Here is a 12,561-nt window from a genome sequence, read left to right on the forward strand (position 1 = left end):
CGAAAATCGTACTTCATTACAAAAACACCGTAATTAGTTTACTTTGTCCCCCAATGCTGAATTCTCCAGTCTATTTGTTGCTGTATATATGGTACTTCAAGATCATATTTAGCTTTTTGCATTTCTGATACATATTGTTTCCATATGCTTTCAAATTGGTCTGGTTTTGCAGGTATCATTTGTGCTACATATTTTCTCGTAAGGTCAGATGCCTTTTGATTTGCAATCTTAATCTGCTGCTCACTATCAGGTATGCTTATATCGTATACAAATCCATATGGTGTATCTAATGGCGGTGCCATCATTTCTGACAAATTCGTTAAATGATAAGCATCTAATACTTCTTTTTCATATGGTTTATATACACTTGCTACATATTCTGGGCTGTCTTGAGGTGATGCAAAGTTCCCATCAGCAAGTTTTGCTCCAGCATCTGGATGTGGAAATTCCCAATATAGCCCTACGCCTTCTTTTTGTGTGTAGCTGCTGTTTTTATATTGATTTAATTGTTCTGGTGTCATATACATTTTGCCATCTTTAACAGTATAATCTTTGCCTTCTATTCCCCAGTTCTCAAGCTTTAAAGCTTCATCGCTGCACATAGCATCTAAAAACTTCATTGCAGCAACAGGGTCTTTACAACTTTTTGTTATACTCATACCAGGTGTCGTACCTGTAATATTTATGCTATTATAATCTTCTTTTGTTACACCATCGAAAGTTACTGGCAAAGCAAAAGGTACCCTATCATAAAGTTTTTGCTGCTCAAGTGAATTAATCGCATCTTGAATGTCCCAACGCTGATCGTAAAAACCTAATAATCTGCCTGAAGCTATAAGTGCTTTATATGAATCATAATTCCTGGTAAACATCTGTTTATCGAGTATGCCTTTATTCCACTCTTCATTTAGCTTCTTATAGTAATCATGTGCCCATTGACTTATTGCAAAAGGATGAGCCTTATTGTTATCGTCTACCCAGACATCACCTGTGTTTGCATTTCCAGCTAAATAGCTTGGTGCACCAGTTAATGTAAATATTCTCCAGTTGTCAGTATCGGCAGTAAATCCTATTACCGGTTGACCATTATAAGTAGGATGTTTTTTTATATAATCTTCTATTATAGTAAAATACTGATCAAGCGTTAATTTTTTAGGCCAGCCTGCATCACGCAAAACTTCCAATGGCAAATAAAATCCTGAATAAGGATAATAATATGCGCTTTTTCTAGCAGGAGTTAAATAATATATATGGCCATCTTTAGGATCTCTCATCTTATTGAGATCTTGTGGGGAATACCATCTTTTTATATTTGTACCGTATTTATCTATCAAATCATCTAGTGGAATTAAGTCGTTTGCATTTCTAAATATTTGATAAGCATTATGTGTAACAACTATATCTGGTAAATCTCCTCCTGTAACCATAAGCGTTGCCTTAGTCTCTTCATCAGTACCAACTACATAACTTACTTGTAAATTGACACCCGTCAATTCCGCAAGCTTTTGACCTACAGGTGTTTTAGTAAAATCGATTGGACTTTGAGTAGAGTCACCTATGTAGAGTGATAGCGTCTTCATTTGCTTACTGTTTGTAGAAGTATTATTGCTGGGCGTATTTTTGTTAGAATCTTTGCTAGACGTTTTTGTAGTGCTACATCCTGACAAAAGTGCTGAGATAACCATTACAATTACAATCGTCAGAATTAAAATAAATAATTTTTTCCCTTTCATCTTTTCCCCTCCCATAAAAATGTTAAAAAATGTTAAAAATATGTTTTATAATACCACCTCCTCCATTAGCATTAAATATTATATATATGAGTAGAAAAATATTTTTAAATATCAAACAAGTGTTTAAATAACTTTAATATATCTACCCATATATACCATCATCTTACACTTAACGTTTACTAATGTTATTAAATAAAATAGTTCTGGATAAAAGAAATTTAAAAGAAATTAAATCAAATAAATCAATATAAAGGAATAAAAACATGTTATTACTAATACTTGTTTTAATTTCTAACTTTAATTTATGAGAATATTATAGCTCGAAATTTTTTTAATAAAATAGAAATTTTTTACCTGATTCTTTAATTTTTTTACTTTGTTCACCCAACAAATAAACTAGTTACATTTTCTTTTAATATGTGATAAAATATATGATAGATATTTTAATTTGTATAAATATCACAATAATAAAACTTAAAATATAGTTAAATTCATTGTTTCATGTATTTTACAAGGTAATGTCATTAATTCTAAAATATTACTCCAAAGGAGTTAATGCTATGTTAAAAAGATTTATTAAAAAATTCAGAGATCTAAATATATCATCCAAAATAGTATTGTACTATTTGTTTGTTTTAATCGTTTCAATCTCTTTTCTTTCGATCACTTATAATGAGATAAATAATAATATAACTAACAGCAAAGTCATGCAAGTTTCTAATGAAATTGTTTCAAATATTAATTCCAGTATAGAATCATTAATAAATACCGTTGACAATCAGTCAAAAATTTTAATATCAAGTCAAATACTGCAATCAGCTTTGTCAAACGGAAATGCAGGTAATTACGCTTCCTATATACAGCCTATGAGCAAATATTTGGCTGATTTTTTAAACTTTAATGATTTTATTTCGTCTATATATATATTTGACAACAGAGGAAACGAATACTTTGTAGATAATGTTTCTTATAAAAATATTAATTTATCTGTGCTAAAATCGGCTGATTGGTACGATAAATTGATAAGTTTAAGAGGTGCTTATATATTAATAGCTAATAGTGGTAGTTTGATAAATGATAGTAAAGGAAACCAAGGATATGTATCTTTCATAAGAGTGATAAACGATATAAATAGCCAAAAGCCAGCAGGATTTATGATAATAAATATTTCTAAATCTTACTTGTATAAGTATATAAATAGCTCAATAAATACTTATACATCTGGTATCATAATAAAAGACGAGAAAGGTAACAGTATAATAGAGCCAACTAATATAAGTAAAAGTTTAAATGACGAGATATTCAATTATATAAAGCCCAATAATTCAACTATAAAGAAGATTGACGGAAAAGTGTACATTATTTCGGATCTTAAAAATAATTTTGGCTGGAATATAATAAGCGTCACACCATTTAATGAGCTTAACAGTCAGTTTTGGATATACAATTTAATACTTCTATTAGTAATAATCATAAATATTGTATTGCTTATTTTAGGTCTATTATTTATATCTCTATTTATCACACAGCCTATAATAAAGCTGGTAAACTCTATGAAGGGAATAAAGGATGGAAAATTTGAAAAGGTAAATATTATAACCGGCAATGATGAGATAGGGATGCTAAAAGATGTTTATAACAAGATGATCGATGAAATCAAAAAATTGATTGGCGATATCATTAACGAGCAAAAGATGAAAAGGAAATTGGAACTGGATGTAATGCAATCGCAGATAAAGCCCCATTTTCTATTTAACTCTTTTGACGCAATAAGCGCCTTGATTTTAATGAATGACACGAAAAACGCCAGTAAAATTGTGAAAGCTCTAGGAAAGTTTTATAGATCTTTTTTGATGAATGGCAATGAGGAAATCACCATAAAAGAAGAGCTTGACATAATAAAAAACTATCTTACAATACAAAAAATAAGGTTTGGAGATAAATTTAATGTTGTAATAAATATTGATGAGCGAACATTAAGCTATAGAATACCAAAGCTTATATTGCAGCCATTAGTCGAAAATGCCTTGAACCACGGCGTGAGAAATAAAGACGGTCAGGGAATCATTTCAATAAAAGCTTTATATGACAACGATCAAATAAAACTCATAGTAGAAGACAATGGAAAAGGCATGAATGAAGAAAAGATAAGAGAAATCGAAAGTAGCATGTCTAAAGGTGTTGGCCTTAGATCGACAATTGAAAGGTTGAAGATATATTACAATTCTGCAGATGTAGTAAAAATTTACAGCAAAATAGATGAAGGAACAAAGATTGAAATAACTATCCCGATAAATAAGGAGGATCAGAATGATGAATGATAAAATAAAAGTGCTCATTATTGACGATGAGTATCTTGAAAGAAATCTATTAAAAGGTTGTATTGATTGGAACACGCTCGGAATGGAAATAGCAGGCGAAGCATCAAATGCGGAGGAAGGATTTAAACTAATAGATGAACTTAAACCAGATGTAGTCTTTACAGACATAAAAATGCCAGGAATTGACGGCATAAAATTCAGCGAATCTATTTTACAAAAATATCCTACAATAAAAATTGTCATCCTAACTGGTTACAATGACTTTAATTACGCTCAAAAGTCCGTAAAAATAGGGATATCTGATTTTTTGCTTAAACCGATAGATGAAGATGAAGTCTTAAATACTGCATCTAAGCTAAAAGCAGTCATAGAAAGTGAAAGGAAGGAAAAGAAAGAATTTGAAGAATTAAAAAGACAGCTTTACGATAATCTGCCTTATTTAAGAGAGCGGTTTTTAAATGAGCTTATTAGTGGCAATTTAGATGACAATTTGATAAATGGAAAGTTAGAATTTTTCGATATATCTCTGGATGGCAGCATTTATCAAGTTGCCGCTTTAGAGATTATCAATTCAAATGATGTAAACGAAGAATCTCGTCTGATAAAAAATTTTAAAGTGACTAATTACGTAAAAAACTATTTTAAAGATTTGAAAAGGATCATTGTTTTCACTAACTCAATGAATAGAATTATCATCTTAAACAACGATGAAAAATTAGATTTGTATAAAATTTGTATAAGGTTGAAAAATAAAATCATCAAAGATGTTGACTGCATTGTAAATATAGGGATCGGAAATATAAAAGGAGAGGTAAGCGACATAAAAGTATCGTACATTGAAGCAATAGATGCATTAAACTATCGCATAGCAGTTGGCAACAACAATGTCATACATTATAGAGATGTACAATTTACAGAAAGCAAAACTGGGCTTGACACCAATCATCTGTTTAACGAATTGAGATTTTACATGAAATCAGGCTTAGAAAACGATGCAATAAATATTGTAAAAGATGTGTTTTCTAATATAGATCTTAAAAGCGAAAATGTAATTAAGTTAATCCGCGTTACAGCATTAAACATTATATCAATTTGCTTTTCTGTGTCATTAGAACTAAAAGAAAACTTTGATGATATATATTTGTCTGAGGTAGAGTCTTACAACAAAATCATAAATATAGAGACGCTGCCTGACATGATTGAATATGTATCAACAACTGTAAAAAATACGATTAAGGCGGTAAACAAAGAGCAGATAAGCAATATCAACAATTTGATTGATAATGTTAAAAAATTCATAGATGAAAATATTAGCAATAGCAATCTTTCACTGTCATACGTCGCTAAGCACTTTTACCTAAATCCCAGCTATTTAAGCAGGACATTTAAAAAAGAAACAGGCATAAACTTCATAGAATACCTTACAAATAAGCGAATGGAAAAAGCAATAAATTTGATAAAAGAAAAAAATATGAAATCATTTGAAATCGCTAATGCAGTCGGCATACAAGACCCAAATTACTTCTCATCCTGCTTTAAAAAGTATACAGGTTTAAATGTAAGTGAATACAAAAAATTGATAAAAAATATTGTATGAGGAGATCTGACTATATCAAATCTCCTCATACTTTTAACGTTTAAAGCTCCAGTAAAAATTGCATAGCTAAATCATCAAATCCCCTCATAGGCTCATGGCCGTAATCAGGATATACTTTTATATCCTTCTTTGATTTTATATTGTTATACGCTGCAAAAACAGTTGATGGCGGACAAACTTGATCCATCAATCCGACACACATCAACACATCGCCTTTTATTCTCTTCGCCAGATTCTTAACATCTATATAGCCAAGCTTAGTAAACACCTCATTTTCTCTTTCATGTCTAGGATCAAAAAGCCTAAAATAGTCTGTAATCTCTTGGTATGCGTTTTTTGCAAGGTCTAAATCCCATACCCTCTTATAATCAGATAAGAAAGGATATTCAGATACGACTTTGCGTATACGGGGTTCTAATGATGCGCACGCCAATGCTAAACCTCCGCCTTGTGATGGCCCCATGACTCCAACTCTATTTTCATCAACTTCAGGCATATTCATTACTATTCCTGCCAATTGTGCAGTATCTAGAAAAATATGCCTGAATAACAAGTTGTCAACGTCGTCGTCTAATCCTCTGATTATATGTCCATTTAGAGTATTTCCTTTTACGCCGCCAACATCTTCAGAAAGCCCCCCTTGGCCTCTTGCATCCATCGCCACAACTGTAAAACCTGCCGCCACGTAATTTAATTTGTCATTCCAGTCCCCTGAATTTGATGAATATCCATGAAATCTTATTAGTGCAGGATGCTTCACATCTGTTTTAGGCTTTATATACTTTGCATGTATCCTTGCGCCTCGCACGCCGGTAAAGTACAAGTCATAGCATTCTGCAAACGGCACTTGAAAGCTGCTGGGATTAAGTTCAATTTTGGGATCAACTGATCTCATCTCATTTAAAGCCCTGTCCCAATACTCATTAAAATCTTTCGGACATGGGTTTGTACCAGTGTATTCCTTAAGTTTTTGTAATGGCATATCAAAAAGTCCCATTTTTACCCTCCTAAATCACATCAATATCCGTTTATTTTGCTATCATCAAGTCCTATATACGTGTTTGATTCATCCATTACTTCAGTCAATTCAAACAATACCACAGCATTTTTCCCCAATCTAAATTTCAAATTTACATAGCCATCATCTGATGTAGCTCTACTTGTTTTGATCTGTGGCCTCGCAATATCTCTTAAAGTTTTAATTTGCTCTTTGTTTGGAAACCTCGGCCTTCCCATGTGTATCCAGGCACCCCAAGGATTGCCGTGATCCTCATCTATCATCTGCTTCTTTATAAAGACATCTTTGAATCCTACAGGTATTTCCAGTTCATATTCCTTATCTGGATTTTCCGTCTTTTCCATTATCTCGTTCCAAGCGATAAGCGCAACTGATCCGTCATTTCTTCTTGTCACAAGCATACGGTTATCCCTGTAAAGCACCTCTTCTCCCATAGCATTGAAAAATTTAAACATGTGAAAAGTCGGCTTTGGTATCTTATTCAATGCAACTAGTCCAAATCCTCCATGAAACTGCGACCTTGGAACATCCTTCTCCTCAAACACATCGCTGAATGTCCAATAAGAAAATGAATCAACATAATCGCCGCCTTCACTTAAAATCCTCGCAAGATACGCCGCATTAAAAGGCGTATCATGTACAGGATTTAATGGACTGTAAGATGTATTGTACTCTGTTATGTGAAAAGGAAGATTTGGGAAAGGTGAATTCCTTATAATCTCCCTGACACTTTTAAATTCGTTAAGCATGTATTCAGATGGCATGATCTCTTGATATATAAGATGCGGAGTATACTCTCCCTGTTTAGATGTATACGCATGGCGGGACACGAAGTCAACAGGCACATTCTCCTCATTACAGAAATTCAAAAAGTCTTCTATCCAGTAGTCAGATCCGCCGCATATAGCTGGACCTCCAACTTGTAGATTTTCATTCACTTCTTTAATCGCCTTTGCAGTAACCTTGTACAGCTTAAAATACTCCTTTTGATCTGCATCTTTCCAAAATTCTTTTAAGTTAGGTTCATTCCATATCTCAAATGGCCACTTCAAGACTTCATCTATGCCGTATCTAGATATAAAGTGTGTAACAACTGCTTTTACAAGGTTACTCCACTTATTATAATCTTTAGGAGGGGTTACGTTTCCCTCCCAATAAAATACTGTCTGTGTGCCTGACGCTAATTTTTTAGGCATAAATCCAACTTCGACGAAAGGCCTTATCCCTAATTCCAAAAATGAATCAAAGATTCTATCTATATACGTGAAATTGTAAAAGGGTCTTATGTCGTTACCTACTATGTCTTCACGGTAAATACCCACATCGTCGCACAAAAGTCCATGACCACGGATGTATTTAAAATCGATGTTCTCTTTTACGTATTTTAATGTATCAATGTACTCTTTCTGTAGGGCCAGCCCTAATCTCCCTGTCCCTACACAATATCTCCATCTACTGGTGAATTTTTTGCCATCAGAATTTTTTGGTATCTTTATTTTTACCATGTTAAGCCCCCCGAAATTATGTTAGATAATTTAATAATTTATTTCATCCACAGTATGCTGGTTACAAGTCTCGGATAGAGACGGCTTCCTCTAGGTGTACCTGTGTCGCTGTTAACCTGGTCTGTAGCACAATCTTCACTGCAAGACACCTGTTGCCACATTGCGTGTACCCTATCCCACTCAATCTCTTTATCTCCAAAGTCTATATTAAGCACATCTTTTATCACATATTGGCACAAGAATATCTTGCTGTTCCATGTATTCTTGCTCGTTGAGGAAAGCTTCCAGCCACCAGATACTTCATCTATGCATATGCCCGGTTTCATAATCGTCATAACATGCTTCTTCAATACCTTTATAAGCTCACCAAAAACTCCTACCTCGCTTACAAAGTCAGTATATCCTACAACGTACGGATAAACCAACGCCTCAACAGCAGGTATTATCCTAGATGTATTTCCATTTTCAAATACAGCAGGGATATACTGATTTTCTGTATCAAACTTGCCAACAATTGTATTTGCAGCCTCTTTCGCCTTTTCTAGCGCTTTTTTCGCCTTTTCTTCCAATCCATTTTCTTTAAATAGTCCATGAAGTACTCCATACGCTGCCCACGTCTTTACGCCAAGGTATAAATTATTTCTTGCCTGACCAAGGCTTTCATCAAGGCTGTCATAAGTAGTTATCTCTGAGCCATTTTGACATCTTGAACTGTCCACATCCATTATCCCGTCGTTATTCTTATCCCTTGCAATGATGGAATCAAAGCATTCAGAAAAAACATCCATATTCTTATTAAGCCATTCTTTGTCGTTCATTTTTATGGCATAGACAGAACCTGTCAGCACCCAGTTTAAAAGCTCCTCATGAGTCATATAGCTGAAGCATCCTGTAAGGTTAGGAAGTTCATAAGAAGAATACCCTTTTTTAGAAAAGCCATTTGCAACACCCATATCATGTGTAAATGCAAGACCTGCTTGATCCTTGTAGCTGTAATTTTCCACGTACAAGTCTAGTGTATTTGTAATAGTCCACGGGTGAAATCTTATTTCCCAGAAGACATGATCAACCGTCAAATCAAATGTGTTTATCATTATATATTCGCCTTCATTTACAACCCATAAAGGCGTACCATCAGTTCTTTTCAGAAGCTCAGTGCTGGCATAATAGCTGTGAGCAGCATGAGCTAGCAAAAACTGCCTGTATTCATTGAGTCCGCTTTTCCTAAGCTCTTCATCCCTTTCTCTAGCCAAATTTATATAATAATCAACATTGTCAAGACCAAACGCAAGGACATCCTCTAGCGACTTAAACACAGAAGTATAGTAAAACTCAGTATCAATTCCTGTCGTTATAATTCCACTTTGATAAGTTGCTAATGCGATAGTAAATGTTCTCTTGGCACCTGCAGGAACTTTAAATATCAAAGAAGGTGCTCTGCCAAGACCGTGGTTTTGATAATTGCCATTTGCCCATGACGTCAAAATATCAAGTCTTGACAGTTCTCTTACATCATCACTTTTTTTGATGGCAAAACCGTATTTTCTTTCAAAGGCACCACCTAAGTATTTTCCATCTGTAAGCTCAGATAATATCCTTTTTGGTCCTTCAAAGCCAAATATCATCTCAGCATCCTTATCGTTGTCAGTGTTGTCCATCGTCAACTGCACAAATATAACAGGAGCCAGTACGAGTTTTTTCTCATTTTCATCCATCACTGCAGGATTTTTGACGTATCCAAATGGAGTAAGTATTGAAAATCTAAAGTTTCCAGCAGTCCATGTGTCTGATGCCCATCCCATTTCCCTTTCTATTTCATCTTCTTTGAAAACTTTTATATTTTTTCCTCTATTGCTGTTAGAAACTTCTCCTGTAAACTCTTCCTCAGCATTTTTTGTATCATCTTTAATAAATGGAAGTAGGTTTATCACTCCATCTCTTTTGTACCCGATGTAGATATTGTTTTCAGGCGGTCTAACATCATTTAATACGACGCCACCACCCTTACCGCATTTTCCAATCACAAAACTTGAAAAAGCTCCAAATGCGCTGTGATGCGCATAAAAAGATTTACTTATCATGTGAAACACCTCTTCTCAAGATTATAAATTTCATTCTACCTTTATTGCATTTGTTTGAGCCTCTAATGCTAGCTCTATAGCTTTAAATATATGCTCTTGTGTCATAGCATTTTCTGTCCTGTTTATTGAGTCCAGTATTAATTCACCAAAGAAAGGAAATCCGACTTTCCCCTTTACATCCATATGATATTCGCCATCTTTATTTGCTAGGTACACGTGGTCTGTCGTATTTTCTCTAGCAACATCGATATACTTTCTAAGTTCTATATATCCATCTGTTCCTAATATAAATAGCCTTCCGTCTCCCCATGTGCCAAGGCCATCTGGAGTAAACCAGTCAAGCCTAAAATAGCCTGTTGCGCCATTATCGCCAACTAGTGTCACATCGCCAAAGTCCTCAAAAGTAGGATACTGTTTATGATTGTAATTTGCTACTTTTGCCGATTGGACCCTAGCATCTTTTGCACCTGTGAAAAACAAAAACTGTTCTATCTGATGGCTTCCTATATCGCACAGTATTCCTCCAAATTTGTCCTTTTCGTAGAACCAGTCAGGCCGTCCTTTTCCTTCTCTATGTGGTCCCATGCCAATGACTTGTATTACTCGTCCTATTGCCCCTTTTTCTGCTAATTGTCCTGCATAGACAGATGCTTCATTGTGAAGCCTTTCACCATAGTAGACTGCATATTTTCTTTTCGTCTTTTTCACTTTGTCTTTAGCCTGCTCCAGTTGCTCTCTGGTTGTCATAGGTGGCTTGTCTGCAAAGTAGTCTTTGCCAGCATCCATGGCTTTTAAGCCTATAGCGCACCTTTCTGATGGTATTGCTGCACTTGCTACCAATTTAACTGAGTTATCCATCAGTATCTCATCTTCGTCTCTGGCCTTTTTTGCAGTAGGAAATGCTTTTATGAATCTTTCAACTTTCTCTGGGTCCTTGTCATATACCCATTTTACTTCAGCACCTGCTTCTATCAGTCCTTTTGTCATTCCATATATGTGCCCATGATCCAGTCCAATTGCTGCAAATTCAAAATCTCCTTCACCGCAGACTTTTTTAGCCCTGCTTTCAGGCATATAGTACATACCGTTTTCTCTGCTCATTTGGTATTCCTCCTTATTTTTACTTAATATCTCTTCCAAATGTTATGCGCTCATCATTGAAATTTTCTACAAACGTTTTTTTCTCATAAAAATGAGGTACACTTGACATTATGCCATCTACTGTATAAAATGGGTCATCCTTTTTAAGTGGAAGCTTTACAACTTCCCTTGTTGTTGCAGCTTTGTAGATAACCGTTATAAGCTCTAAGGCATTCCTTCCGTCACTGCCACCTACCAAGATTTCATGTTCTGATTCTAATGCCTTTAATACATCATCTATTTGTGGAGTATGACCGCTGTACTTTGTTTTTTCCAAGCTGTCATAGTAGTCTTGTATCTTCTTTTCTAGTTCTTCATCTCTGCCTGATGGAAAACCATTGCTGGATGCTGTAGATGCATGTACTTTCCATGGAACAGATATCCTCGCCTTTTTCCCTTGAAGTATTATCTGCTGCTCCTCGCCGTGGTGCACAACTGAACTTGTTATCTGTGCTAACGCACCACTTTTATACTTAAGTATCGCTATCGATATGTCTTCAACTTCGGCGTTGTCGTGTGCTACATTGTTCATAACAGCCTGTACTTCTTCAGGCATTCCTAAAAGCCATATAAGCATGTCTATATGGTGTATTGCATGATTTAATGTGCATCCTCCACCTTCTTTTTCCCATGTACCTCTCCACCACAGATCGTAGTAGGAATGACCTCTCCACCAAAATGAGTCTACTTGTGCATGTACTATACGTCCTGCTAGGCCTGACTCGACGATCTTTTTTAATTTCATAAATTGAGTCCTGAAGCGATTCTGCGCTATTACCGACAAGAGTTTTTTGTTTTTCCTTGACGCTTCTATCATTCTGTCGCACTCTTCTAATGATGCTGCCATTGGCTTTTCTACGATTACATTCTTTCCATCATTTAAACTTTCCACTGCAATGTCTGCATGTGTGTAAGGCGGCGTGCATATGTCCACCAAATCAACATCTTCTCTTTTTAATATCTCTCTGTAATCGCTGTACACAGTGGCATCATCTAAATCAAACCGCCTTTTCTTTTCTTCTGCCTTATCCTTGTAGATGTCTGATATTGCTACGATTTTGCACCTATCTTTAAATTCCAAAAAGCCCTGTATGTGGGCAGGTGAAATATTACCTGCCCCAATTATGGCTATATTAATCATAATAAACTTCCTCCAATCAATCAAC

At 34.9% G+C, this 12,561-nt stretch carries 8 protein-coding genes; 2 read left to right on the forward strand and 6 right to left on the reverse strand.

All coding sequences use genetic code 11. The annotated features are described in order from the left end of the window. Nucleotides 1-38: 38 nt before the first annotated feature. On the reverse strand, nucleotides 39-1,733 hold the full coding sequence (locus tag Q2T46_RS02890) for an ABC transporter substrate-binding protein (protein WP_303264342.1): 1,695 nt from the start codon (nucleotides 1,731-1,733) through the stop codon (nucleotides 39-41). Between the two features lie 560 nt (nucleotides 1,734-2,293). On the opposite strand from Q2T46_RS02890, the gene Q2T46_RS02895 reads away from it, so the two are divergent. Both Q2T46_RS02895 and Q2T46_RS02900 read left to right on the forward strand, forming a co-directional pair. After that, on the forward strand, nucleotides 2,294-4,054 hold the full coding sequence (locus tag Q2T46_RS02895) for a sensor histidine kinase (RefSeq protein ID WP_303264341.1): 1,761 nt from the start codon (nucleotides 2,294-2,296) through the stop codon (nucleotides 4,052-4,054). Next, the gene (locus Q2T46_RS02900) at nucleotides 4,044-5,651 is read left to right on the forward strand and encodes a response regulator (RefSeq protein ID WP_303264340.1); all 1,608 of its coding nucleotides are present in this window, start codon (nucleotides 4,044-4,046) and stop codon (nucleotides 5,649-5,651) included. Before Q2T46_RS02895 ends, Q2T46_RS02900 begins: the two co-directional genes overlap by 11 nt. Nucleotides 5,652-5,691: 40 nt before the next feature. Here the strand turns inward: Q2T46_RS02900 and Q2T46_RS02905 are convergent, their stop codons facing one another. The 5 genes from Q2T46_RS02905 to Q2T46_RS02925 are packed head-to-tail and all read right to left on the reverse strand — an operon-like array spanning nucleotide 5,692 to nucleotide 12,536. Further along, the gene (locus tag Q2T46_RS02905) at nucleotides 5,692-6,648 is read right to left on the reverse strand and encodes an alpha/beta fold hydrolase (RefSeq protein ID WP_303264339.1); all 957 of its coding nucleotides are present in this window, start codon (nucleotides 6,646-6,648) and stop codon (nucleotides 5,692-5,694) included. A gap of 20 nt (nucleotides 6,649-6,668) precedes the next feature. Beyond that, nucleotides 6,669-8,174 (reverse strand): GH39 family glycosyl hydrolase, encoded by a 1,506-nt coding sequence (locus Q2T46_RS02910; RefSeq protein ID WP_303264338.1) that lies wholly within the window; start codon nucleotides 8,172-8,174, stop codon nucleotides 6,669-6,671. 38 nt (nucleotides 8,175-8,212) lie between these two features. Then, entirely contained in the window at nucleotides 8,213-10,255 is a 2,043-nt protein-coding gene (locus tag Q2T46_RS02915; protein WP_303264337.1) for a glycoside hydrolase family 52 protein, read from the reverse strand. 30 nt (nucleotides 10,256-10,285) lie between these two features. Continuing rightward, nucleotides 10,286-11,356 (reverse strand): Gfo/Idh/MocA family protein, encoded by a 1,071-nt coding sequence (locus Q2T46_RS02920; protein WP_303264336.1) that lies wholly within the window; start codon nucleotides 11,354-11,356, stop codon nucleotides 10,286-10,288. Between the two features lie 19 nt (nucleotides 11,357-11,375). Next, nucleotides 11,376-12,536, reverse strand: coding sequence for a Gfo/Idh/MocA family protein (locus Q2T46_RS02925; RefSeq protein ID WP_303264335.1), 1,161 nt, complete (start codon nucleotides 12,534-12,536; stop codon nucleotides 11,376-11,378). Nucleotides 12,537-12,561 lie beyond the last annotated feature (25 nt).

It is taken from the genome of Thermoanaerobacterium sp. CMT5567-10, from assembly GCF_030534315.2.
Classification (GTDB): Bacteria; Bacillota; Thermoanaerobacteria; order Thermoanaerobacterales; family Thermoanaerobacteraceae; genus Thermoanaerobacterium.